This window comes from Spirillospora sp. NPDC049024 (assembly GCF_040649235.1).
Lineage (GTDB): Bacteria > Actinomycetota > Actinomycetes > Streptosporangiales > Streptosporangiaceae > Spirillospora.
In genome coordinates this window covers 1-22,852 of the sequence record NZ_JBEZFD010000014.1, presented here as the reverse complement: position 1 = coordinate 22,852, position 22,852 = coordinate 1, and the positions used below count along the sequence as shown (strand labels likewise).

General features: G+C 74.5%; 21 protein-coding genes and 1 rRNA gene. 11 read left to right on the top strand and 11 right to left on the bottom strand.

Going from position 1 to position 22,852, the window contains the following annotated elements; translation table 11 throughout:
• Nucleotides 1-29: 29 nt before the first annotated feature.
• A complete protein-coding gene (locus tag AB0C21_RS25165) occupies nt 30-809 on the bottom strand; it encodes a hypothetical protein (RefSeq protein ID WP_500207379.1) in 780 nt (259 codons plus the stop codon).
• Between AB0C21_RS25165 and AB0C21_RS25160 the strand changes: the two genes are divergently transcribed.
• From AB0C21_RS25160 to AB0C21_RS25150, 3 genes are all read left to right on the top strand, one after another.
• On the top strand, nt 808-960 hold the full coding sequence (locus AB0C21_RS25160) for a hypothetical protein (protein ID WP_160161009.1): 153 nt from the start codon (nt 808-810) through the stop codon (nt 958-960). The two genes, AB0C21_RS25165 and AB0C21_RS25160, sit on opposite strands and share 2 nt — an antisense overlap.
• 50 nt (nt 961-1,010) lie before the next feature.
• Nucleotides 1,011-2,039: a hypothetical protein gene (locus AB0C21_RS25155; protein ID WP_500207377.1), complete on the top strand. Its 1,029-nt coding sequence runs from the start codon at nt 1,011-1,013 to the stop codon at nt 2,037-2,039.
• 145 nt (nt 2,040-2,184) lie between these two features.
• Nucleotides 2,185-4,299, top strand: a complete 2,115-nt coding sequence (locus tag AB0C21_RS25150; RefSeq protein ID WP_500207375.1) for a hypothetical protein — start codon at nt 2,185-2,187, stop codon at nt 4,297-4,299.
• Here the strand turns inward: AB0C21_RS25150 and thpR are convergent.
• The 3 genes from thpR to AB0C21_RS25135 form a co-directional block, all read right to left on the bottom strand.
• Nucleotides 4,236-4,859, bottom strand: a complete 624-nt coding sequence (thpR, locus tag AB0C21_RS25145) for an RNA 2',3'-cyclic phosphodiesterase (RefSeq protein WP_500207373.1) — start codon at nt 4,857-4,859, stop codon at nt 4,236-4,238. The genes AB0C21_RS25150 and thpR overlap by 64 nt on opposite strands.
• Before the next feature lie 113 nt (nt 4,860-4,972).
• Nucleotides 4,973-6,250, bottom strand: coding sequence for an MFS transporter (locus AB0C21_RS25140; RefSeq protein ID WP_500207696.1), 1,278 nt, complete (start codon nt 6,248-6,250; stop codon nt 4,973-4,975).
• Between the two features lie 478 nt (nt 6,251-6,728).
• The gene (locus AB0C21_RS25135) at nt 6,729-7,199 is read right to left on the bottom strand and encodes a MarR family transcriptional regulator (protein ID WP_500207371.1); all 471 of its coding nucleotides are present in this window, start codon (nt 7,197-7,199) and stop codon (nt 6,729-6,731) included.
• A gap of 101 nt (nt 7,200-7,300) precedes the next feature.
• Between AB0C21_RS25135 and AB0C21_RS25130 the strand changes: the two genes are divergently transcribed.
• The gene (locus AB0C21_RS25130; protein WP_500207369.1) at nt 7,301-7,873 is read left to right on the top strand and encodes a TetR-like C-terminal domain-containing protein; all 573 of its coding nucleotides are present in this window, start codon (nt 7,301-7,303) and stop codon (nt 7,871-7,873) included.
• A gap of 4 nt (nt 7,874-7,877) precedes the next feature.
• A complete protein-coding gene (locus tag AB0C21_RS25125; protein ID WP_149261201.1) occupies nt 7,878-8,138 on the top strand; it encodes a DUF2530 domain-containing protein in 261 nt (86 codons plus the stop codon).
• On the opposite strand, the gene AB0C21_RS25120 is transcribed toward AB0C21_RS25125, so the two are convergent.
• Together AB0C21_RS25120 and AB0C21_RS25115 are read right to left on the bottom strand one after the other, a co-directional pair.
• Nucleotides 8,135-11,119, bottom strand: a complete 2,985-nt coding sequence (locus AB0C21_RS25120) for a sacsin N-terminal ATP-binding-like domain-containing protein (protein WP_500207367.1) — start codon at nt 11,117-11,119, stop codon at nt 8,135-8,137. The genes AB0C21_RS25125 and AB0C21_RS25120 overlap by 4 nt on opposite strands.
• A 5-nt stretch (nt 11,120-11,124) precedes the next feature.
• Entirely contained in the window at nt 11,125-12,000 is an 876-nt protein-coding gene (locus tag AB0C21_RS25115) for a DUF3027 domain-containing protein (protein WP_500207366.1), read from the bottom strand.
• Nucleotides 12,001-12,165: 165 nt separating this feature from the next.
• Between AB0C21_RS25115 and AB0C21_RS25110 the strand changes: the two genes are divergently transcribed.
• Complete coding sequence (locus AB0C21_RS25110) at nt 12,166-13,560, top strand: MFS transporter (RefSeq protein WP_500207364.1); 1,395 nt, start codon at nt 12,166-12,168, stop codon at nt 13,558-13,560.
• Nucleotides 13,561-13,578: 18 nt separating this feature from the next.
• On the opposite strand, the gene AB0C21_RS25105 is transcribed toward AB0C21_RS25110, so the two are convergent.
• Both AB0C21_RS25105 and AB0C21_RS25100 read right to left on the bottom strand, forming a co-directional pair.
• Nucleotides 13,579-13,974: a cold-shock protein gene (locus AB0C21_RS25105; protein ID WP_149261205.1), complete on the bottom strand. Its 396-nt coding sequence runs from the start codon at nt 13,972-13,974 to the stop codon at nt 13,579-13,581.
• A 157-nt stretch (nt 13,975-14,131) separates the two neighbouring features.
• The gene (locus tag AB0C21_RS25100; RefSeq protein ID WP_500207363.1) at nt 14,132-14,773 is read right to left on the bottom strand and encodes an HAD family hydrolase; all 642 of its coding nucleotides are present in this window, start codon (nt 14,771-14,773) and stop codon (nt 14,132-14,134) included.
• A 213-nt stretch (nt 14,774-14,986) separates the two neighbouring features.
• Between AB0C21_RS25100 and AB0C21_RS25095 the strand changes: the two genes are divergently transcribed.
• Nucleotides 14,987-15,349 carry a hypothetical protein gene (locus tag AB0C21_RS25095; RefSeq protein WP_500207362.1) on the top strand — a complete coding sequence of 121 codons (363 nt, stop codon included), beginning with the start codon at nt 14,987-14,989 and terminating at the stop codon, nt 15,347-15,349.
• A gap of 7 nt (nt 15,350-15,356) precedes the next feature.
• Here the strand turns inward: AB0C21_RS25095 and AB0C21_RS25090 are convergent, their stop codons facing one another.
• Complete coding sequence (locus tag AB0C21_RS25090; RefSeq protein ID WP_235037022.1) at nt 15,357-15,839, bottom strand: GNAT family N-acetyltransferase; 483 nt, start codon at nt 15,837-15,839, stop codon at nt 15,357-15,359.
• Nucleotides 15,840-16,007: 168 nt separating this feature from the next.
• On the opposite strand from AB0C21_RS25090, the gene AB0C21_RS25085 reads away from it, so the two are divergent.
• From AB0C21_RS25085 to AB0C21_RS25070, 4 genes are all read left to right on the top strand, one after another.
• A complete protein-coding gene (locus AB0C21_RS25085) occupies nt 16,008-16,625 on the top strand; it encodes a TetR/AcrR family transcriptional regulator (RefSeq protein ID WP_500207360.1) in 618 nt (205 codons plus the stop codon).
• Nucleotides 16,626-16,718: 93 nt separating this feature from the next.
• Nucleotides 16,719-19,079 (top strand): helicase-associated domain-containing protein, encoded by a 2,361-nt coding sequence (locus AB0C21_RS25080; RefSeq protein ID WP_500207359.1) that lies wholly within the window; start codon nt 16,719-16,721, stop codon nt 19,077-19,079.
• A gap of 151 nt (nt 19,080-19,230) precedes the next feature.
• Nucleotides 19,231-19,650, top strand: coding sequence for a hypothetical protein (locus tag AB0C21_RS25075; RefSeq protein WP_500207357.1), 420 nt, complete (start codon nt 19,231-19,233; stop codon nt 19,648-19,650).
• A 193-nt stretch (nt 19,651-19,843) separates the two neighbouring features.
• A complete protein-coding gene (locus AB0C21_RS25070; RefSeq protein WP_500207355.1) occupies nt 19,844-21,496 on the top strand; it encodes a DNA repair helicase XPB in 1,653 nt (550 codons plus the stop codon).
• Between the two features lie 38 nt (nt 21,497-21,534).
• On the opposite strand, the gene AB0C21_RS25065 is transcribed toward AB0C21_RS25070, so the two are convergent.
• Nucleotides 21,535-22,491: a hypothetical protein gene (locus AB0C21_RS25065; RefSeq protein WP_500207354.1), complete on the bottom strand. Its 957-nt coding sequence runs from the start codon at nt 22,489-22,491 to the stop codon at nt 21,535-21,537.
• A gap of 80 nt (nt 22,492-22,571) precedes the next feature.
• A 5S ribosomal RNA gene (gene rrf, locus AB0C21_RS25060) occupies nt 22,572-22,688 on the bottom strand.
• Nucleotides 22,689-22,852: the final 164 nt, after the last annotated feature.

Below are 22,852 nucleotides of genomic sequence, written 5' to 3'. Positions count from 1 at the left end.
GGGCCACGCCGCTCCCCCCGAGGGCCGGTTCAGGCGACGGTCAGCAGACCGCCGCCACCGCCCGCCCGCTCCACCACGCTGTGGATCAGGCCGTCGCGGTCGCCCTCGGTGCCGGCCGGGGTGAAGCCCGTCCAGACGCGCGGGTCCGTGCCGGCGTCCCGCGCCGCCGGCGTGAAGGCCGCCGACGCGAGGACCTCGGGCAGGTCGCGGCGCCCCGGGCGGCGCTCCATGCCGACCTTCAGGTAGGTCCCCTCGCGCAGCAGCACGACGGTGGCGAACCGGACCCGGGCGTGCCGCTCGGCCTCCCGGAACCAGCGCGGGTCGGACGCCCAGTAGATGTTCTGGTCGGTGTCCACGGCCATGGCCAGCGGGCTGAGCGCGCCGCGCGCCAGGTGCACCTCGGTGGGGCGGTCGCGCTCGACCCACGCCAGCGCGACCCGTCCGGCCAGGGCGCCGAGGACGCCGGTGATCTCGGCCGGGGTCCGGCGGCCCGCCAGGAGCCGGTAGATCGGCTCCCCGTCGGAGGTGCCCGCCCGGCGGGTGTGGCCGAGGGCCGCGGCCGCGCGGTCGAGCTCGGGCAGCAGGTCCGGCCGCCAGACCCCCGAGAAGCGGCCGCCTCCCCGCACCACCCGGCAGCCCCCGCCGCCGGCGGTCTGCCCGCCGAGCCCCGGAGCGCCGCCGAGCAGCGCCAGGCCGGCCGCGCCGGTCCCCCGCTCCTCGGCGAGCGCGCCCAGCATGACGACCACGTCCGACGCCGGCCCCGGGTCGGCCGCGAACGGCGAGCGCACCACCCCGAACAATCCGCACATGCAGGATGAGATGCAGATCATGGGTGGACGGTTCGAGGCGGCCGGGAGGACGAATAAGCTCAGGGGCGTGAACCGCGCGCCCCAATGGCTGCTGCCCACCGTTCTGACCGCGCTCATCCTGGCCGTGGTCGTCGGGGCGCTGCTGGGCTGAGCGGCGCGGATCAGGTGATCGTCGGGGCGCGGAACGGGGATGATCGATCCATGTCAGCACGCCGGGCCGCCGTCCGAGCGGGCGCCGCGATCGTCCTCGCCGCCGCCCCCGCCTGCCTGCTGACCCCCGCCGCCGCCTCCGCCGCCCCCGCCGGCGGCGCGGCTCGCGGCGACACGGTCGCCTTCACGATCAAGGATTCGCGGATCACCGAGTCCAGCGGGCTGGCCGCCAGCGCCGTGCACAAGGGCGTCGTGTACACCCACAACGACTCCGGCGGCGTCCCGAAGATCTACGCGCTCGGGCCGGGCGGGCAGGTCGTCGCCGTGCTCACGCTCGCCGGGGCCGGCGCCCGCGACTGGGAGGCGATGGCGGTCGGCAGGGACGGCCGCGGCCGTCCGGCGATCTTCGTGGCCGACATCGGCGACAACCTCGGCGGCGCCTGGCCGTACGTGACCGTCTACCGCATCCCCGAGCCGGCCCGGCTGCGCAGCCAGACCCTCCAGGCGGTCCGGTTCCGGATGAAGTACGAGGACGGGCCGCGCAACGCCGAGACCATGATGATCAACCCGCGCACGAACCGGCTCTACATCGCGAGCAAGCTGTTCGGCGGCAAGGTCTACGAGGCGCCGGCGCGGCTGCGGACCGGCGGGTCCAACGTGCTGCGCAAGGTCGGGGACGCCCCGCCGATCGCGACCGACGGCGCGTTCGCCCCCGACGGGCGGACCTGCGTCATCCGCACCTACTTCGGCGCCCGCCTGTACTCCGTCGGCGCCGACGGCCGCCCCGGCGAGACGATCAAGTCCCTCGACCTGCCCCGGCAGGTGCAGGGCGAGTCGGTGACCTACACCCCGGACGGCAGGTCGCTGCTGGTGGGGTCGGAGGGCACGAACCAGCCGGTCTACCGGGTTCCGCTGCCGGACGAGGCGCTCCCGGCCCCGTCCCCGGGCGCGAAGAACGCGGGAGCGGCGGAGAACGCCGGAAGCGGCCGGCGGGACGCGACCAACACCCGGATGGCGCTGTTCTTCGCGCTCGCCATCGCGGGGGCGGTCGGCTACGGCCTGCTTCGGCGGCGCCGGTGACCGGGGGTTTCCGTATGACCGGTGAGACTCATGTGGCGGAAGTGGAGCCCCGACCTGACCGGCGCGATGGATGTCGGTTCCGGAGGGCGACCGGATCGTGGAAGGGGGCGACGGGCCCGCGGGGACCCGTGTGAGGATGCGGACTGTGGAGCATGAGCTGGTGGGCCTCGCGGGATCCGGCGGCCGTTGGCGCCCCGTCGCCGCGGGTCCCTTCACCGTCCTCGCGGTGGCGCTCGCGCTGCTGCCGATCCGGCCGGTGTGGCTGTGGGCCGCGCTGATCGGCGCCGTCGCCGCGTTCCCGTGGCTGCTCGGCGCGGTGCCGGAGGCGCGCCGCCGCCGCCCGCGCCCGTACTGGCGGCTGTCGGCGGCCGGCCTGGAGCGGATCGGCCCCGGCGGGCTGACGATGACCTCCTACGAGCGGTCCCGGATCGACGGTCTGGCCATCACGACGGGCGACGGCGTGCTGACCGTCTTCCACCGGTTCGGGCGCACCGCCGTGGGCGGGATGACGGCGATGGGCCTGGAGCCGCTGTCGGTGTTCGTGACGGCCCGCAGGCTCGGCATCCCCATGCACGTCCTGGACGGCGAGGCCACCGACCTGCTCGACCCGGCGCTCGACGAGGCCCTGCGCATGTCCGGGCTGGAGGACGACGTCCCCGGCGGCGGCGCCCTGCCACGCGACCACGCGGCCGAGAAGCGCCTCCTGGACCAGGAGGCGGCCCTGCTGTCGGCGGCGCACGAGCCGCCCGCCGAGACGCCCGCCCGCGGCACGTCCCCGGCGACGCCCGACGAGCAGCGGCTGGCCACGCCCGAGCCCCTCCCGAGCCGCCGCCGGATCGTGCTCCTCGGCGCGCTCACCGTCCTGCTCGGCACCGTCATGGTCGTCCGCATCGCGCTCGACGGGACGAGCGAGTTCGGCGCCCGGCTCGCCGCGGGCTGCTGGACGCTCGCCGCGGTCGGCGGCGTCCTCGCGGCGCGCCGCCGGCTGCTGCGGGCCGCGCAGGTCCGCTGGACGATCACCGCGGAGCGGCTGCTGGTGCGGGCCCGCCCCGGCCGCCGCCGCGAGATCCAGGACCTGCGCGCCCGGGACGTCGCGGCGGTCGTCGTCGGGCCCGGCCTGCGGCTGGACCCGGTGAGCGGCGAGCCGCGCCGCGCCGACCTCGCCGCGCTGGCGTTCGGGCACCGGATGGAGCTGGTCGCCCGGCTCCCCGCGCACGGCCTGGACGGCTTCCAGCTCGCGCACGCCCTCGACGACCACGGCTACCGCGTGATCACCCCGGGGGCGCGGTCGCCGCGCCGCCCCGACTACGGGCTCGAAGGGCTGCCGGAGATCTTCGCGCAGGTGCCGGGCGGGCGCCTCGTCGTCGAGGACGACGGGCTCGGCTGGGCCGACGCCGCCGGCGACGTGGTGCTGAAGATGCCCCAGGACCGCATCGGCGGCATCGAACTGCTCACCGTCTCCGGGCACGCCTGGGTCCGGCTGTACGACGCCGACGGCGACGAGTTCTTCGCCGCGCCCCTGTCGGCGCTGCGGATCTCCCGCACCGACCTGCGCGACTCCGCGCGCCGCGCCGGGCTCCCGGTCAACGACGCCGAGTACGACGCCTACCTGAGCGCCGCGTTCCACTCGGCCATGTCCTCGCTGTCCGCCCCCGATCCGGAGCCCGCCCCCGCCCTGTCCGCCAAGAGCGCCGTGCGGGAGGGCGCCGCTCCCCGGCCGGAGCCGTCCGACGAACCCGGGCTCGCCTTCCCCGTCCACACCGCGCCCAGCCCGGTGACCGCGCCGGGCACGGTCCTGGACGCGACCCGCCGGTCCCGCGTCGGCACCTACGGGATGAGCGTCCTGCTGTGCGAGGCGGTGGCGCTGCTGGGCGCGGTATGGCTCGGCCCCGACCTCGGCGGGTTCAACACCACGGCGATGTGGTCGGTGCCCGCCGGGCTGGTGATCGGGCTCGTCGGCTACTGGCTGTACGACCGCAACCGGTCGCAGCTGCGCGTGTCGTCGGCCGGGGTCGCCGTCATCACCCGGCGCGGCAAGGTCGAGTGGGACGTGGCCCGCGACCGGCTCGGCGGCGTCGGCGTCGACGAGGCGGTCGAGCGGATGCCCCGGCTGGTGGTGTGGGGGCCGTCCGGGCGGGTGCTGCGTCAGATCGCGTTCCCGCCGGACCTCGGCGAGCTGCGCCGCGCCTGCGAGCGCTACGGCGTCCCCTGGGGCCCCCCGGACGCCGACCGTCCCGCGCCCCCGCCGCCGGAGCTGTGACGCAGCGGCCACGTCACCAGCGGCTCGTAGGTGAGCCGGGTGTAGTCCTTGCCGGGCAGGTGGCTGCGCATCAGCTGGACCGAGTCCGCCGTCCACGGCATGCCCGCGAACGACGACAGCGCCTCGATCAGCGACCGCACGTCCACCGGCCGCCGCGACCGCGCCAGCGTCATGTGCGGGCGGAAGCCGCGGTGCTTGTCGGGCAGCGTCCCGACGCGGCGGCCGGCGGCGGTGGTGGAGGCCGCCAGCCGGGCCAGCGCGCGGCGGTCGCCGTACAGGCCCGTCCACAGGACGCGTGCGTGCGCGCCGCTGCCGGGGAACGCGCCCGCGCCCGCCAGTGACAACGTCATCCGCTCGTGGCGGCCCACGGCGCGCTCCAACCGCGGGAGCAGCTTCTCCAGGGTGCGGTCGTCGACCTCGTCGAGGAACGTCAGCGTGACGTGCATCAGGTCGCGCCGGACCCAGCGCAGCTCGGGGACCGCCCCGAGGTGCGGCCGGACCGCCTCCGCCAGCTCGTCCAGAACGTCGTCCGGCGGGACGAGTGCCACGAAGAGCCTCATGAATCCGTCCACAGGGCCACCCCGCCAGCTTGTCAACAGGTGGCACTCCTTGTCACGCAAATGGGGCCACCCGAATCTTGGTGCCCGGCGGACCGCAGGGGCCGCGCCGGGCCCTACCGGACGCCGGCGCGGACGCGGCGGAACCGGGCCGGCGCGGGGCGCGCCGCCTTCCGCCCGTCCGGTGAGCCTCCGGCCTCGTCCGACGACCACCGCATGGCGAGGGCTCCCACGGCCAGCGCGGCGACCACGGAGATCAGCCCGCCGAGGACGAGGGACGCCCGCGCGCCGAACTGCTGGGCCAGCCAGCCGATCGCGGGCGCGCCCAGCGGGTTCGTCCCTAGGAACACGAGCATGTAGAGGGCCATGACGCGGCCGCGCATTTCGGGCGCGACGCCGAGCTGGACGGTCGCGTTCGCCGCCGTCATGATCGTCATCATCGCGATCCCGGTCGGCACCAGCAGCGCCAGGAACGACCAGTACGTCGGCATCAGGCCGGTGAGGGCCTCCAGGACGCCGAACACCAGGCCCATCGCCACCAGCAGCCGCAGCCGGGGCCGGGCGACCCTGCGGGCGGCCAGCAGGGCCCCGCTGAGCGCGCCCACCGCCAGCATGCTGGACGCGAGGCCGAACGCGGAGGCGTCGGTGTGGAAGACCTGCTTCGCCACCAGCGCGACCGTGATGTTGAAGTTCATCCCGAACATGGCGAGGAACCCGATGAGGGTGAGGACGAGCATCAGGTCGCGGCGGCCGCGCACGTAGCGGAGCCCCTCGCGCAGCTGCCCCTTGGCGCGCTTGACGGGGGCGGCGGGGTGCAGCTCGTCCGCCCGCATGGCGTAGAGGCCGAACAGGACGGCGCCGAACGACGCGGCGTTCACGAGGAAGACGGGGCCGGTGCCGATCAGCGCGATGAGCACCCCCGCGACGGCCGGGCCGAGCAGCCTGGCGCCGTTGAAGGTGGCGCTGTTCAGCGCGATCGCGTTCGGCAGGTCGCGCCGGCCGACCATCTCGACCACGAAGGCCTGGCGGCTCGGATTGTCGACGACGGTCGCGACGCCGAGGCCGAACGCCAGCAGGTACACGTGCCACACCTGCGCCGAGCCCGAGATCGAGAGCAGGCCGAGGATCAGCGCGAGCACGCCCATCGACACCTGCGTGAGCATCAGCACGCGGCGCTTGGGATAGCGGTCGGCGATCACACCGCCCCACAGCCCGAACAGCAGCATCGGCAGGAACTGCAGGCCGGTCGTGATGCCGAGCGCGGTGCCGCTGCCGTGGGCGAGGTCGAGGACGAGCCAGTCCTGCGCGACGCGCTGCATCCACGTCCCGGTGTTGGAGACGACCTGCCCTGCGGCGTACAGGCGGAAGTTGCGGTTGCGGAGCGATCGGAACATGCCGCCGCCGCCCTCGGGCTCCTGGCCGGAGGCCTCGGCTCCCGCGGAGCGCTCCGTCTCCGGCAGTTCGGGGGCGGACGGTTCGGGCGCGGGCTCCGGGGCGTCCGCGACGGGCTCGTGGAACGTTCCGGCCCTGCCGTTCACAGAAGCACCGTTCACGGAAGCACCGTTCACCAAAGGATCGGCCGCGGAGGTCTCGGAGGTCCCGGCCGCTGAGGGGGCGGTCGAGGAAGGGGCGGCGTCCGGGCGCGCGGCGGGACGGGTCGGCGCGTGCGCGGCGGGACGGGGTGCGGGGCGGCGGCGCGGTCGGGCGGGGCTCGCCAGGGCGGCGGACCGGGCCGGATGTGCGGACCTCCGCCCGCGGCCCCCGCGCGTCGCGGGCCCCTCGGGTTCGTCGGGGCGTTCGTTAGCAGAAGTCATTACCAAGGCTAACGGTAATGGCCGCGCGTACATTCCGGCAAGTGCCCGCGAACCGGGGTCAGGAACGGCTGAGCCTGTCGATGATGGGGGCGGCGCGGCGGAGGATCTCGCGCTCGTCGTCGGTCAGCTCGCCGAGCCGCGTGGCGAGCCACGCCTCCTTGCGGCGCCGCTCGTCGGCGAGCAGGGCGGCGCCCGCGTCGGTCGCGTTCAGCACGACCTGGCGCCCGTCGGTCGGGTGCGGGCTGCGCGCGACGAGCCCCCGCTCCTCCAGGTAGGCGATGACGCGGGTCATCGAGGGCGGCTGCACCTTCTCGTGGTCGGCGAGCTCGCGCGGCGTCATCGACCCGTGCCGCTCGATGGCGGCGAGCGCGGCGAACTGCGTGAGCGACAGCGGGCTCGGGCCGCTGCCGCCCGCCGCGGACGGCCGCAGCGTGCGCAGCCGGCGCGACAGCCGCGCGATCGAGATGCGCAGCTCCTCGGCCAGGCCCGGCGCGGACGCCGTGCGGCCCCGGATCGGTGGCAATGTCATCGTCCTCGGTCTCCTGTGCTGCCCATGCTGCCACGCCGCCACTTGACACTGTTGCTAATGTCCTTAGCCTTATAGCTACAGAGTCATAGAGGAGGGTCACGATGCCCCGTGCGGGACTGTCGCCCGACGCGGTCGTGGACGCCGCCGTCGCCGTCGTGGACGCCGAGGGCCCCGGTGCCCTCACGCTGGCTGCGGTGGCGGGAAGGGCCGGGGTCGCGACGCCCTCCCTGTATAAGCATGTCCGCAATCTCGCCGAGTTGCGACATCTGGTGACCGCGCGCGTCCTGGAAGAACTCACCGAACGGCTCGGGGAGGCCGCGGTCGGACGGTCCGGCGACGACGCCGTCCGGGCGCTGATGTACGCCTACCGGTCCTATGTGGTGGAGCATCCGGGCCGCTACGGGGCGCTGGAGCAGGAGGCGGCCCCGGAGGACGGCCCGGTGCACGCCGCCGCCGAGCGTCTGCTGAACGTCATCTACGGGGCCCTGCGCGGCTACGCCCTGGCGGGCCCGGATCTCGTCCACGCGGCGCGCTGCCTGCGCTCGGCCGTCCACGGCTTCGCCGTCCTGGAGGCGGCGGGCGGCTTCGGGCTGCCCGAGGACCTGGAGGCCAGTTATGAGCTGCTCATCACGATGACCACCGGCGGACTGGCGGGTCGGAGCCGCGTAGCCTGAGCGCATGAGCCCTCCGCGCCGCCCGGATCCGCCGCCGATGCAGACCAACGACGTCCGCGTCGCGGCCGCCGGGGCGGTCGCCTGGGCGGTGGCGCTGGTCGTGCTGCTGATCGTCGGGCTGCCGTCGCAGGACCGCTGGTGGCTGTGGGTGTGCGCGGTCGGCATCGGGATCGGGCTGTTCGGCATGTGGTACACCCCCAGGCTCCAGGCCGGGCGGGCCCGGCAGGAGGCCGAACGCGCCGCCAAGCGCGAAGGCGCCGGCTAGGCCTCCAGGTCGTCCTCGGCGAGCAGCACGGGCAGGGCCTCGGGGGCGCGCAGGACGGCCTCCAGCAGGAGGCGATCGGCCCAATGCCCGGTGGACCAGGCAAGCGCACGTGCCAGGCCGCCCGCGCCGCTCGCGTGGATCCGGCCGTCTCTGGTCCACCACGGGACGTCCTGGCCGTCCACGACGAGGCGTTCGTGGGCGAGGTACCCGGCGGGAGCGTCCGCCAGGACCGCCCTGACGGCCTCCGGTACGGGGCGCTCCTCACCCGCCGACTCCACGAGCCCCGGGATCTCCTCGCCCGCAAGCGGCAGGTCCAGGAGCTCGGCGAGGCGCGTGTCGCGGCCCTGCCCGGCGATCACGAGCGGCTGCCCTTCCAGCAGGGGAAGGAGGTCGGGGCCGTCGAGGACGAGGGCGTCCGCCGCGTCGACCACCTCGACCTCGCCGTCCACGACCGCCCGCACCCGGTCGGGCGGCTCGACGGCCGCGTCCGGGGCGTCGGCCAGCGCCGTCCAGAGCCCGCCCAACTGGGCCCGCCCCACGGACCGCCGGGCATCACCGAGGCGGTCGAGCAGCTCTTGCGCTCCCCCAGGCTCATCAAGCAGGTCCGCCAGCGACGTGCGGACGCCCAAGGCGAGCAGGAGCCGCTCTTCCAGGCCCGACGGCGCGACGTCGTAGAGCCCCGTCAACGCCTCGTCGCCGCCCAGGCGGAACTCGCCCGGCCTGCGGCCTTCCAGAACGGGATGACGACTCAGCCACCACGCGGTGTAGGACGGCACGGCGACGCGCCGCCCGTTGTGCAGGGTGACGTGGGCGGGATCCACGATCGCGGCCCGCCACGGCGGCTCGGCGAGAACCCTGAGGGCCGCCCCCCAGTCGTCGACGAGTTCGAGGTCGCGGACGGCCGTGAACTCGGGGACGAGCGGCGGAAGATCCTGCTCGCCGATCCGGCGCAGCACGTCGTCGGCCCACAGGTCCTCGTCGTCGAGGTCCAGGCTCTCGGCCTCGTCGGCGAGGCCCATGAGGTTGACGTCCTCGGCCTTCGCCAGGGCGAAGCCGTCCAGGACGCCGGCGGCCGTGAGCGTCTCCGGACCCCAGCGCTCCAGGAGTTCGCCGTCCACGACGCCGAACGGCGCGTCCTCGGCCATGAGCCCTCGTAGCGGGCTCTCCGGCAGGAGCAGCTCGCCCGCCGGATAGAGGTCGCCGTCGTCGCCGGGCAAGGCCAGCTCGGCCAGCCACGGCTCATCGCCGGGATCGAGATGCGCGGCGGCGACCAGCCCCAGCACGGCCTCGGCGACCGCGTCGGGATCGTCGGACTCGAAGGACTCCTCGACGGCGGCGCGGACGGCGGCGTCCGCCAGCACGGCCCGCGGCCCCGCCTCCACCGCGCCGAGCCGCGCCAGCAGCGGGTGCACGGCCTCCGGGTGGACGAAGCGCAGCCCGAGCGCGTCCAGGCCTGCGGGGTCGACGCCGTCCGCGATCAGCAGCCCGCGCGGCCCGCGCACCACGCGCCCCGTCCCGCCCGCCAGCGGTACCGGGAGAGCCCCCAGAGCGTCCGTGGCGGCCCCGGCGAGCGCCTCGTACACCCGGTGCCACCACGCCGGTTCCCGGTCCACAGCGGCCAGCTCGTCGACCACGTCGGCCAGTTCGACCCGCCGCACGCCGAGCGCCGCCAGCGCCGGGCTCCGCGCGGGCCACTCCGGCGGCAGCAGGCCGCCGACGACGGCGGCCTCGCCGATGTCCCCCTCGCCGTCGCCGGCGCGGCCGCCGAGCACCTCGACGAACGGGGCCGGCGCGTCCACGGCGACCGCGTCGCGCCCGCGCGTCCGGTGGGGCAGGACGGGCGCCTCCGGGAGGCGTTCCCGGATCCCCCGCCGGATCCGCGCGTCCAGCTCTCCGGCGCCGACCGGACCGGGCACGAGCCCCAGCACCTTCGGGGAGACGGGCAGCTCGCCCAGCAGCCGCACGTAGGCGTCGGCGGAACGGTCGACGAGGAAGTCGGTCAACGCCCCGGGCGCGACGTGCCGCCGGTCAGGGGCGAGCGGGAACGACCCGATGAGCAGCGCGGGCAGGTCGAGCCGCTCGTCGCTCGGCGTGGGCGCGTGCAGGACGCTGGGCGCGCCCTCGGGGAGACCGTCCCCTGGGAGGGCCCACCGCACCTGCCAGAACGGCCGTGCCCGCTCCTCCACGGGACGGTCCTCCAACAGGGCCGCGGGGATCTCTCCATGCTCCTCGACCGTCCGCCAGATGCCGCCGTCGATGACGACCTCGCCCGGGGCCGGCCGCTCGGCGGTCAGCGTCCGGACGTCGCCGTCGATGTCGATCTCGACGTGCTCAAGCGCGGGCAGCGCCAGCATGAGCGCCGCTCCCACCTGCCCGAGCTGCCGCCGGACGGACTCGACCGCCTCGCCCCGCAGCGGCAGCCGCACGACGGTGTCGAAGCCCGCCGGGACCTCGGGTGCCCGCTCAAGGGCGAACGGCAACCGCAGCAGCGGCACGTGCCCGCCCCGCCGCGCCAGCTCCTCGGCGAGGCCCGGGATCTCCTCGACCAGCTCCCGGGCCCGCGCCGCCGACCATTGGACGCCCGCCGCCCCGGACGCGATGGCCGGGTCGTCGGTCACGGCGACGACGGCGGCGAAACCGACGCCGAACCGGCCGACGGTGGCCGGCTCGTCGCGCTTGGCCGAGGCGCGCAGCGTGGAGAGGGCCTCGACGCCCGCGGCGTCCAGCGGCGCCCCGGTGTTCGCCGCGACCAGCAGCGGCTCCCCGCCGGTCCGCAGCGTCAGGGCGAGGCGGCCGGGCACCGCGGCGCGCCGCGCCGCGTCGGCGGCGTTCTGCGCCAGCTCGATGACGACGCGGTCGCGGTAACCGCCGAGGGCGTGGTCCTCCTCGACGTTGGCGTCCTCGCGGAAGCGCGCCGGGGACTCCGCCCAGGCGCGCAGGACCCGCTCACGCAGCGCCCGCGCGCCGAACACGTCCTCCATGGGGATCAGCTGTGGCCGAGCGCCTCGTCGTCGAGGGACGCTCCGTCGAGGGACGCGGCGTCCTCGTCACCGCCGGTGGGGACGATCTCGTAGCCGAGCTCGTCGATGACCGGGGGGTTGTGCTCGGACACCGCCGGGAGGGACACGGCCTCGGAGTGGGCGCCGCAGCCGTGGTCGGCGGAGACGACCCGGCCGTCGTCGGGCGCGTACTCGTTGGCGCAGACGCCGAAGACCTGCCGCAGCGCACCCGCCAGCGCCACGTAGAAGCCGCACGTGGAGCACTGGGCGGGGGCGGACGCGGCGATCGGGGCGCGGGGCCCGGCGACGCCCTCGTACCAGCGCGTGGCGGCCTCGTCGCGGCCCTCCCGCGACAGCACCCGGACGCGGCCGAGGCCGAGCTCCCACAGGGCCTCGCGGTCGGTGGACTCGTCCACCTGCGTGAAGCCCGGCGCGAGCCGCACGTCGTCGGGCGCGGTGGGCAGCAGGTCGCCGGGGCCGAGGTCGCCCGGGCGCAGCCGCTCCAGCCACGGCACCCACGGCGGCGCGAGGAGCGCGTCGTCGCCGGGGAGCAGGACGCACTCGCTGACCGTGACGTTCTTGGCGCGCGAGGCCCTGGCCACCGTGACGGCCCACCGCCACCCCGTGTACGCGGGGTCGAGGCACGCGAAGTAGTGCGTGACCACCCGGTCGCCCTCGGCTCGCAGGCCGAGGTGCTCGCCGACCTGCGCGGCGCCGGCGGTCTCCTCGGCTGCCTCGCGGGCGAGGTCGACCGCCTCGGCGCAGGCGGTGTCGACGGCGGGTGTGCGGGGCCGGCGGGCGGCCCCGGACGTGGTGCGCGCGGCGGCGGATCGCGCGGGGCTGGACTGGCGCTGTGGGCTCACATGTCAATTCTCGCCCATGCGGGCACGTGACCCGCACAAGACGGGCGCCGTCCGCGAGGTGATCCCGCATTCCATCGGGGAACGTACTCTCATCAATCAAGGACTCCGATGGCCGCCCCCGGCCCCTGGGCCGGGTCGATCGACCGCGAGGAGAGATCAGGGCGCATGGCAGACCGGACACGGGCGGGTCGGTCCGTGCGCGCCGCCACCGGGGGTGCGGCGCGGGCGTGCCGCGCCGCGCGCTCGGCCGTGCTCGGGACGGGCCGGCTCACCCGCCGCGTCACCCACGCGCAGGGCGCGGGCCGCAGCGGGCTCGGCAGCCTGATCGAGGCGTCCGCGATCAACTCCGCCGGGGACGCGCTGGTCACCGTCGCGCTCGCCGGAACCCTGTTCTTCGGCCTGGACGTCAACCAGGCGCGGAGCCAGGTCGCCCTCTACCTCGTCGTCACGATGGCCCCGTTCGCGCTGGTCGCGCCGCTGATCGGCCCGGCGCTGGACCGGGCCCGGCACGTCCGCCGGTACGCGATCGCGAGCACGTTCGTGATGCGGGCGCTGCTGTGCTGGGCGCTGGCGAGCGCCCTCCCGCACGGCGACCAGGTCACCTTCCTGCCGGCCGCGTTCGGCGTGCTGGTGCTGTCCAAGGCGTTCGGGGTGCTGCGGGCCGCCGTCACCCCGCGCGTCCTGCCGGACGAGATCTCGCTGGTGACGGCGAACGCGCGGTGCTCGTTCGCCGGGCTCATCACCGCGTCGATCGCCGCGCCCGCCGGGGCCGGCCTCGCCCTGCTCATCGGGCCGGGCTGGGTGCTGCGCATCGGCACGGCCCTGTTCCTGCTCGGCGTCGTGTTCACCATGCGGCTGCCCCGGCACGTGGACGTCCCCGAGGCCGAGCCGGCGGCGGAGAAGGCGTCCCCCCGCCCGCGGTGGCTGGCGCTGCCGCGCGTCGGCCCGGTCGTCGCGGAGGCGATGCAGGCCAACGCGGTGCTCCGCGCGTTCTCCGGCTTCCTGATCATCTACCTGGCGTTCCTGCTCCGGCAGGAGCGCTTCGACCCCGTGTCGCACCATGTCGCGCTCGGCCTGCTGGCGGCGTGCGCGGGCGCGGGCGGGCTGATCGGCACCGCGCTCGGCGCCTGGATGAAGGCGCGGGCGCCGCGGTTCATCGTGTCGGCGACGCTGGCGTGCGTCACCGGCGTCACCGCCGCGGGCGCCGCGTTCTTCGGGCTGTGGGCGGCCCTCGCCGTGGCGACCGCGGCCGGACTCGGCCAGGTGCTCGGCAAGCTGTCCATGGACGCGGTGGTCCAGCGCGAGATCGGCGAGGAGGTCAGCTCGTCCACGTTCGCGGTGTCGGAGACCCTGCACCAGCTCAGCTGGGTGCTCGGCGGGCTGCTCGGCCTCGCCATGTCGATCATCGCGGACGGGCGGCTCGCGCTCGCGGTCGTCGCGGCCGCGCTGGCCCTGGCGTTCGGGGTGCTGGTGATGCGGCAGGCCGGAGCCCGGCGCCACCCGCACCGCACCGAGCACGGCGGCACGCTGACGGACGCGCACCACGAGATGCGCGCCTGACCTCCGGCCCCCGGAGCGCTAGGGCGCCAGGTCGTCGGCGACGGCCCGCAGCACGATGGCGATCTTCTTGGCCTCCGCGGGGGCCGGGTGCTTGCCCCGCCGGTAGGTGTTGGAGATCCCGTCCAGCAGCTTGATCAGGTCCTCGGTGATGACGACCATCTCGTCGGGCTTCTTGCGCCGCTGCTTGGCGATGGTCTTCTCCACCGACGGCAGCGTCTCCAGCACCCGCACCTGCAGCGCCTGCTGGCCGCGGCGCCCCTCGACCACCCCGAACTCGATGCGCTGGCCCGGTTTGAGGGTCGTGACCCCGCTCGGCAGCGCCGACGAGTGCACGAAGACCTCACCGCCGTCGTCGCGGGTGAGGAAGCCGAACCCCTTGTCGGAGTCGTACCACTTGACCTTGCCAGTCGGCACCGGAGACCTCGTTCGGTAATCGTCCTGAATCGACCCCAAGATTAGTGCCTCGCCGCGGGCCGGTGAACATGCCGGGTGCCCCCGCGACGCCTGCGGGGCAACGCGATAGAAGCTATCCCGGACGCCCCGGGACGGCATCCGAATATCGGCCCGCAGCTCAGCCCGTCCGGAACCCGCCGAGCCACGCCGGGAACGCCAGCAGGTCCGGCAGGACGACGTCCGCGCCGTAGGCGGTCAGGGCCGCCGAGTCGAACGCGCCGGTCGCGACGGCCACCGCGACCGCCGAGGCCGCCCGGGCGGCGTCCACGTCGCCGGTGTGGTCGCCGATGTAGGCGCCGGCGCCGTGCTCGCGCAGGACCGCGCCCTTGTCGGCGCCGAACAGGCCGCCGACCACGGCGTCCGCCGCCAGCCCGAGGAACCGGACGGTCCGCTCGGTGTCGGCCTGGTTCTTGCCCGACACGACGACGACCCGTCCGCCCCGGGCGCGCACCGCGTCCAGCGCGGCCGCCGCGCCCGGCATGAGGACGGTCGCCGGGACCGCGATGTCGGCGTAGATCGCCCGGTACCGCGCCGCCATCGCCGGCACCTCCGCGGGCGGGAACCAGTACGCCAGCTCCTCCTCCAGCGGAGGCCCGATGCGCCGCACCACCTGGTCGGTGTCGATCGGCACGCCCGTCTCCGCGGCGAGGGCCGCGTAGACGGCGCCGATCCCGGCGCGGGTGTCGGCGAGGGTCAGATCGAGGTCGAAGCCGATGGCGAGGCCGGCGCGGGGCGCCGCGGAGGGGTCGAGATCGAGCACGTCCACAGGGTAAGGGGCTGGACACACGCGAGGACCCGCGCTCTCCTGGTAGTGGCGATGCGACGGGATCCGAGTAGGAGAGCGCGGGACCGTGTCTCGGATATACCCGGGCCCTCGACCACAAACCACCTGACCAGGGAAAACGCAGCACCCGAACGCACCATCCGAGCCCCAAGGACGATCGGCGCCCCGCCCCGGCGAAGGAGGCCGCACATGGCAGAGACCCAGACCGAGCCGGGCGGTGACCACCGCGCCCCGCGCACCCGCCGGCCCTTCCCCGCCGCCGCGGTCCGCCGCCGCGCCGTCGCCCTGCTCGCGGCGGCCGTCTCCGTCGCCACCACGATCGTGGTGGCGATCCTGGCCGTGCACATCGTGTTCACGGCCTTCGAGGCCAACACCGGAAACGACCTCGTCCGCTGGTTCGGGGACCGCGCCACCGACCTGTGCTGGCAGTTCAAGGACGTCTTCCAGCCCGAGAACGCCAAGGTGGAGGTCGCCGTCAACTACGGCCTGGCCGCCCTCGTCTACCTGGTGATCGGCCGCATCGTCGTCGGCCTCGTCCGCCGGCTGGGCTAGCCTCCCGCTAGTCGCGGCCGGGGAAGCGGACCGTGCCGAAGGGCCACGCCGTCGTGACCCACCCGCGGACGAACGCCTCCAGCTCCTTCTCCAGGACGGAGTTCTCCTCGTCCGAGCGCACCCAGAAGACCACCACCGCGTCCGCGCCGGGCCGGTCCGAGGGGGCGACGTGGATGCGGCCGAGCTGCCGCTCCCCGTCCGGCGTGATCACGACGTAGCTGAAGGAGCGCCGCAGCTGCCCCTGCTTCTGCAGCCACGCGACGTCGATCAGGGCCTGCTCGAAGGTGAACTCGCGGTCGGGCCAGCCCCACTCGGGCCCGAACCGCCCGGCCAGCCGGTCCAGGCTGCCCATGACGGCGCCGTAGTCCTTGACCACGTCGTGGACGGTGATCGGACGGATCTGGAAGTCGGGCCCGGCCACCAGGGTGGGCACCACGAAGTCCTCGGGCAGGAAGTCCCGGGCGGCCGCCTTCCGCGGAGACTTGAACATCGCCGACCTTTCCGACGACGCCCCTTCCGGCGACGGGGCGCGGACGAGGGAACTCTAGTCCGCGCCCGGCCCGGCGGGAGCGGCATCACGGATTCGGACGCGCCGCGCGCGACGCGGGGACCGGCCGCTCGAACATGCCTTACTGTTCTTGCGGAGGAATTCATCACCATGACGACATCCACGCGCGAGCGCATCGTGTCCGAGTCGCTCCGGCTGTTCGCCGACCGGGGCTACGCGGCCACGTCGGTCGCGGAGATCGAGGCGGCGGCCGGCCTGTCCCCGGGCGCCGGCGGCCTCTACCGGCACTTCCGGTCCAAGGAGGAGGTGCTCGCCTCCGCCATCCGCGAGCACATCGAGCGGACCCGCCGGCAGATCAGCGACGTCCTCACGCAGGCCACCGCCTACGAGGAGCGCCCGCTCGAGGTCCGGCTGCGCATGACGTGCCACGCCGGCCTGGCCAAGATGCGCGAGGAGCAGGACCTCATCCGGGTGCTGTTCCGCGACCTCGACCAGTTCCCGAACCTGGTCGCCGAGATGCGCGAGGGCATCGTCAACCCGCTCTACGACGGCATCGCCACCTGGCTGTCGGCCCAGCCCGAGTTCGCGGGCTCCGACGAGGACTGGCCGGCGGTCGCCGCGATCCTCGGCGGCGCCGTGGTGAACTACTGGCTGGCGAACGAGGCGATGTACGAGCCGCCCACCCGCATAGACGAGAAGCGGTTCGTGGAGAGCTGGGCCCGTCTCGGCCTCGGGCTGGTGCACCTGGAGCGCACGCCCGCCACCTGACACGGCACACCCGGGTTCCCCACCGTGCGCGGGCCTCTAACCTGGAGGCCCGCGTGCCTGCGGCATGCACGCGACTTAAAGTTGGGGAACGGCATGGAAACGTATGCGGACTGGTTGCGCGCGCGAGGCGATGACGAACTCCGCGCGCTGCTGTCCGCGCGTCCCGAACTGCTCGCCCCCGTCCCCGCCGACCTGACCGCGCTCGCCGCCCGCGCCGCCACGCCCGCCGCGGTGTCCCGCGCGCTCGACCGGCTGGACCGCTTCACCCTCGCCGTCCTGGAGGCCCTGCTCGTCCTGCCCTCGCCGACCGGGCCGGACGCGCTCGCCACCGCCCTCGGCGCCACTGCCGAGCAGGCCGCGAACGCGCTCGGCACGCTCCGCCGGTTCGGCCTCGCCTGGGGGGACGGCGCCCCGGCCGCGGCGCCCGGCGTCCGGCAGAGCCTGCCGCACCCCGCCGGGCTCGGCCCGCCCGTCCGGGAGGTCTTCGCGGGCTACCCCGCCGAACGCCTCACCGACCTGGTCACCGACCTGGACGGGGAGGCCCCGCGCGGCTTCGCCGACTCCGGCCGGCTCCTCGCCCGGCTCTCCGAGCTGCTGACCGACCCGGCCGCGCTCATCGACGACGCCGGGCCCGAGGCGCGGGCCGCCCTCGACCAGCTCGCCTGGGGCCCGCCGGTCGGGCGGGTCGCCGACGCGCGCCGCCCCGTCCGGCTCGACACCGCCACCACCCCCATCGAGCGGCTCCTGGCGCGCGGGCTCCTCGCCGCCGAGGACGACCGCACGGTCACGCTGCCCCGCGAGGTCGCCCTGCACCTGCGCGGCGGGCGGCTGTTCCGGGACGTCCCGGCCGAGCCGCCCCCGCTCACCCCGGCGGCGGAACCGCGCCCCGAGGACGTGGTCGTGCGCGCCGCGGCGAGCGAGGCCGCGGGCGCCGTCCGGCTCATCGAGGAGCTGCTGGAGCGCTGGGGCCTCGAACCGCCGCCGGTGCTGCGCAGCGGCGGCCTCGCCGTCCGCGACCTGCGCGCCGCCGCGACGCTACTTGACGTCCCGGAGTGGAAGGCCGCCCTGCTCGTCGAGGTCGCGTACGCGGCCGGCCTGCTGACCCGCAGCGGCGACCTCGACGGCGAGTGGCTGCCCACCCCCGCCTACGACCTGTGGCTGATGCGCGACACCGCCGGGCGCTGGACGGAGCTGGCCCGCGGCTGGCTGAAGTCCGACCGCGCCGCCGGGCTCGCCGGGGAGCGCGACGACCGCGACCGGCTGATCAACGCGCTCAGCGAGGCGATGGTGCGCAGCAGCGCGCCGACCACCCGGCGCGCCGTGCTGGAGGTCCTCGCCAGTGCCGACCGCGGCGTCGTCGTCGGCGAGGACGCGCTCCGCGCCCGCCTGGCGTGGCTGCGCCCCCGCCACGGCGGGCCCGTCCGCGACCGCCTCGTCGGCTGGACGCTCCGCGAGGCCGCCGCCCTCGGCCTGACCGGGTTCGGCGAGCTGGTCCCGTTCGGCCGCGACCTGCTCGCCGGTGACGACCCCGAGCCCGCGCTGGAGAAGTACCTTCCGGAGCCCGTCGACGAGATTCTCGTCCAGGCCGACCTGACCGCCGTCGCCCCCGGCCCGCTGGTCACCGACCTCGCCAGGGAGCTGGCGCTCGCCGCCGACGTCGAGTCCACCGGCGGCGCCACCGTGTACCGCTTCACCCCCGAGTCGATCCGCCGGGCCCTGGACGCGGGGCGGACCGCCGCCGACGTCACCGACCTGCTCACCCGGCACTCGGCGACCCCGCTCCCGCAGCCGCTCGTCTACCTGATCGACGACGTCGCCCGCCGGCACGGGCACCTGCGCGTCGGGGCCCTGTCGTCCTACGTCCGCACCGACTCGCCCGCCACCCTCGACGAGATCCTCGCCGACCGGCGCGCCGCGCCGCTGCGCCTGCACCGCCTGGCCCCGACCGTCCTGGCGTCCGGGCTCCAGCGCGCCGACCTGCTCGACGGCCTGCGCGCCATGGGCCTGGCCCCGGTCGCCGAGGCGCCCGGCGGCGGCGTGATCGTGACCCGGCCGGACGCGCAGCGCGCCGACCCGCCGCCCACCGCCGAGATCGTCCGGCTCCGCCCCGACGACCGCACCGACGCCTCGATGATCTCCGCGGCGGTGCGGGCGCTGCGCGCCGGCGACGAGGCGTCCCTGCACGGCGCCGAGCACGCCCGGCAGGCCCCGGCCGGCGAGCCGCCCCGCTCGCCCGCGATGGCCACCGTCGAGCGGCTCCGCGGCGCCGTCGAGCGCGGCGGCCGCGTCTGGATCGGCTACCTCGACCAGCAGGGCCAGGCGTCCAGCCGCATCGTCGAGCCCGTCCGGGTCGAGGGCGGCTTCCTCACCGGCTACGACGCGACCCGCGCCGCCGTCCACCGGTTCGCCCTGCACCGCATCACCGGCGTCTCCGAGCTCGACGACGCCTCCTGAGGCCGCTCCGCCTTCGCCGCTCCCCGGGGCCGACCGCTGTCCGGAACCGGACGCTCCGCGCCGCGGGAACCGGCGAACGTCGCATACGGTCCAATCAATGATCCATCGGACCGGTAGCGTGTCCGGACGAGTGGTGTGAGGAGGCTCCCCGATGAGCGGCTACGGAGGGCGTCCGCCGTCGGGCTGGGAAGACCCTTACGGCGGATCCCAGAACTGGGAGGCGGGCGGCGCGTACGGGCAGCAGTACGGGTACACCCAGCCCGGCTACGGCTACGGGCCTCCAGGCGTCTCCCCCCACCAGTCCACGGGCAACGGGTCCACCATCGCCGCGCTCGTCTGCAACGCCGTCGCGGTCACGCTGTGCTGCAACATCGTCGCGCTCCCCGGCCTGATCACCGCGGCGATCGCCCTCGGCCGCGCCCACAGCGACCCGGAGTCCACCCGGAGACTGACGATCTGGAGCTGGTCGCTCTTCGCCGCGTCCGTCCTCGTCGGGATCATCCTCGTGGTCATCTGGATCGCGTTCGGCGTCATGTCCGACCCCGAGTACAGCTCCTCCGACGGGATCTGACCCGCGCCCCCGCGGTCCGCGGGGGCCTGCGTCCGCGGCGCGGGCGGGGCAATAAAGGCGGCGGCCCGGGCGTTGAATCCTCCGGTCCTCGCCGAACGCGCGAAGCGCCGCCGCCGCTCGGGTAGCGTGCGGCAGCGGTGCCCCGATCCGGGTGAGGGCATCGATCTTCCGAAACCCGACGGGGGCTTCTGCTTTGACCGACGGTCCGCTCATCGTCCAGTCCGACAAGACGCTGCTGCTCGAGGTCGACCACGAGCTGGCCGACGCCTGCCGCAAGGAGATCGCCCCGTTCGCCGAGCTCGAACGGGCGCCCGAGCACGTCCACACCTACCGGGTGACGCCGCTGGCGCTGTGGAACGCGCGCGCCGCCGGCCACGACGCCGAGCAGGTCGTCGACACCCTGATCCGGTTCTCCCGGTACCCCGTCCCGCACGCCCTCCTCGTGGACGTCGCCGACACGATGGCCCGCTACGGGCGGCTGCGGCTGGAGAAGGACCCCGCGCACGGGCTCATCCTGTCGTCCTCCGACCGGGCGGTGCTGGAGGAGGTGATGCGCGCCAAGAAGATCAAGGGCATGATCGGGGACCGGGTCGGCGACGACGCCGTCGCCGTCCACCCGAGCGAGCGCGGCGCCCTCAAGCAGGCCCTGCTCAAGATCGGCTGGCCCGCCGAGGACCTCGCCGGATACGTCGACGGCGAGGCCCACGCCATCTCCCTGGTCGAGGACGGCTGGGGCCTGCGCTCCTACCAGAGCGAAGCCGCGTCGGCGTTCTGGCACGGCGGATCCGGCGTCGTCGTCCTGCCCTGCGGCGCCGGCAAGACCATCGTCGGCGCCGCCGCCATGGCCCGCGCCCAGGCGACCACGCTGATCCTCGTCACCAACACCGTCTCCGCGCACCAGTGGAAGCAGGAGCTGCTGCGCCGCACGTCCCTCACCGAGGACGAGATCGGCGAGTACACCGGCACCAAGAAGGAGATCCGGCCGGTCACCATCGCGACCTACCAGATCATGACGACCCGCCGGAAGGGCGCCTACGCGCACCTGGAGCTCTTCGACGCCCGCGACTGGGGCCTGGTCGTCTACGACGAGGTCCACCTGCTGCCCGCACCCATCTTCCGCATGACCGCTGACCTCCAGGCCCGCCGCCGCCTCGGCCTCACCGCCACCCTCGTCCGGGAGGACGGCCGCGAAGGGGACGTGTTCTCCCTCATCGGCCCCAAGCGGTACGACGCGCCGTGGAAGGACATGGAGGCGCAGGGCTGGATCGCGCCCGCCGACTGCGTCGAGGTGCGCGTCACCCTCACCGACTCCGAACGCCTCGCCTACGCGACCGCCGAACCCGAGGAGCGGTACCGCTTCTGCGCCACGACGGACACCAAGACCAAGCTCATCCAGGCTCTCGTCGACCGGCATCGCGGCGAGCAGACGCTCGTCATCGGCCAGTACATCGACCAGCTGGACGAGCTGGGTACGCTCCTGGACGCGCCGGTCATCAAGGGGGAGACGCGGGTCCGCGAGCGGGAGCGGCTGTTCGACGCGTTCCGCAGCGGGGAGATCGACGTGCTGGTCGTGTCCAAGGTGGCGAACTTCTCCATCGACCTGCCGGAGGCGTCCGTCGCCGTCCAGGTCTCGGGCGCCTTCGGGTCCCGGCAGGAGGAGGCCCAGCGCCTGGGGCGCCTCCTGCGTCCCAAGGCGTCCGGTGCGGGGGCGCGCTTCTATGCCGTCGTGGCCCGCGACACCCTTGACCAGGACTACGCCGCCCACCGGCAGCGCTTCCTGGCCGAGCAGGGCTACGCGTACCGGATCGTCGACGCCGACACCGTCCTCGCCGGCGACGACTTCTGACCCCTCACCATGCCCCTTACGAGCGCGGTAGACCGGCCTCAGCCGCTCTCCCCTCGGTCGATCCAGCGGACGGGCCTGCCGTCCGGGTCCGTCGTCAGCCAGGAACCGTCCCCCAGCGGCTCCAGATCGTATGAATGGCGGGAGTGCGCGTCGAACCGGCCGACCACTCCACCGGTGCGCAGATCGACCCGGTAGTGGACGTGCCATTCCCGTTCGTCGTCCGGTACGTCGTCCTCTTCGAGCTCACCGCAGATCGTGACGATGGCGGTGCCGGCGTCCAGATACCCGCCGCTCCACTCGAACGCCGCGTCCTCGGGGTCGTGCCCGAACGCGGCCACCGGCAGGCTCAGCACCACCTCGCCGCTCGGAGACTCGTGGAAGGCCACGTCCTGCTGCCCGTGGTCGATGCTCATGAACTGCCCGCCGCCCGGCGCCAGGGCCATGACGCACCGGTCGTCCCACGGGTACTGCTCCACTTCGAGCGTCGTCCCCGTGAGGGAGCCGGCGAAGACGAGAGAACCGTCCTGGCCTTCGCCCACGTCGAGCAGCATCCGTGACCCGTCCGGCAGTGGCAGGTGCTCCCCGCCGTGCCCGCAGGACTTCAGATCGGCCTGAGCCCGGACCTCGCCGGACCGGGCGTCGAGAACCACCCATGTGTCGGTGGTCCCGCGACCCGCCATCGCATCCGGCCGGTAGACCCAGACGAGCGTTCCGTCCGGGGAGAACGCGGCACTCGGGATGTGCCCGTACTTCTCCGTCGATCTGGGGAGGAGCGTGTATCGCCAGAGTTCGGCACCGTCGCGGTCCAGGCCGACGACCTCGTGCTTCGTCGTATAGACGAGCCGGTCGCCCAGGGGGGCGACGCCGAGACCGCATATCTCCAGGTCGGTACCGACCTCAACGGAACTCACCGGCTGGAGGAGCCCCTCCGCGGCGGCGTCGATCTCGAAGACGCGGATACGCCCGTCCAGGAACCGGGCGAACAGGTGATTCATGGCGCGCAGACTAACAGCGAGCAGAGCCAGAAACAGGAAAAGGGCCCCGCCGGTAACGGCGGGGCCCTTTTCTAATATGTGTCCGGCGGCGTCCTACTCTCCCACACGGTCTCCCATGCAGTACCATCGGCGCTGAAGGGCTTAACTTCCGGGTTCGGGATGGGACCGGGTGTTTCCCCTTCGCCAAAACCACCGAACGTCTCAACGCACCACCCCGATAGGGGCGGGCAAATCAACGTCCGAGCCTTCGACTCGGTATTCACTTTTCAGTGACAGCGGCAACCAGGTTGTTTTCTGGGAACCACACAGGGACGCGAACAACTCACACAGCGACTCACTTTGAACGTTCAGTGTGTTCAAG

Excerpts from the sequence above, each read along its gene's own strand:
- AB0C21_RS25160 (WP_160161009.1), top strand. The coding sequence starts at position 808 with ATGCAGGATGAGATGCAGATCATGGGTGGACGGTTCGAGGCGGCCGGG.
- AB0C21_RS25110 (WP_500207364.1), top strand. The coding sequence starts at position 12,166 with ATGGCAGACCGGACACGGGCGGGTCGGTCCGTGCGCGCCGCCACCGGG.
- AB0C21_RS25140 (WP_500207696.1), bottom strand. The coding sequence starts at position 6,250 with ATGTTCCGATCGCTCCGCAACCGCAACTTCCGCCTGTACGCCGCAGGG.
- AB0C21_RS25135 (WP_500207371.1), bottom strand. The coding sequence starts at position 7,199 with ATGACATTGCCACCGATCCGGGGCCGCACGGCGTCCGCGCCGGGCCTG.
- AB0C21_RS25075 (WP_500207357.1), top strand. The coding sequence starts at position 19,231 with ATGAGCGGCTACGGAGGGCGTCCGCCGTCGGGCTGGGAAGACCCTTAC.
- thpR (WP_500207373.1), bottom strand. The coding sequence starts at position 4,859 with ATGAGGCTCTTCGTGGCACTCGTCCCGCCGGACGACGTTCTGGACGAG.
- AB0C21_RS25080 (WP_500207359.1), top strand. The coding sequence starts at position 16,719 with ATGGAAACGTATGCGGACTGGTTGCGCGCGCGAGGCGATGACGAACTC.
- AB0C21_RS25125 (WP_149261201.1), top strand. The coding sequence starts at position 7,878 with ATGAGCCCTCCGCGCCGCCCGGATCCGCCGCCGATGCAGACCAACGAC.
- AB0C21_RS25120 (WP_500207367.1), bottom strand. The coding sequence starts at position 11,119 with ATGGAGGACGTGTTCGGCGCGCGGGCGCTGCGTGAGCGGGTCCTGCGC.
- AB0C21_RS25130 (WP_500207369.1), top strand. The coding sequence starts at position 7,301 with ATGCCCCGTGCGGGACTGTCGCCCGACGCGGTCGTGGACGCCGCCGTC.
- AB0C21_RS25065 (WP_500207354.1), bottom strand. The coding sequence starts at position 22,491 with ATGAATCACCTGTTCGCCCGGTTCCTGGACGGGCGTATCCGCGTCTTC.
- AB0C21_RS25165 (WP_500207379.1), bottom strand. The coding sequence starts at position 809 with ATGTGCGGATTGTTCGGGGTGGTGCGCTCGCCGTTCGCGGCCGACCCG.
- AB0C21_RS25085 (WP_500207360.1), top strand. The coding sequence starts at position 16,008 with ATGACGACATCCACGCGCGAGCGCATCGTGTCCGAGTCGCTCCGGCTG.
- AB0C21_RS25090 (WP_235037022.1), bottom strand. The coding sequence starts at position 15,839 with ATGTTCAAGTCTCCGCGGAAGGCGGCCGCCCGGGACTTCCTGCCCGAG.
- AB0C21_RS25095 (WP_500207362.1), top strand. The coding sequence starts at position 14,987 with ATGGCAGAGACCCAGACCGAGCCGGGCGGTGACCACCGCGCCCCGCGC.
- AB0C21_RS25155 (WP_500207377.1), top strand. The coding sequence starts at position 1,011 with ATGTCAGCACGCCGGGCCGCCGTCCGAGCGGGCGCCGCGATCGTCCTC.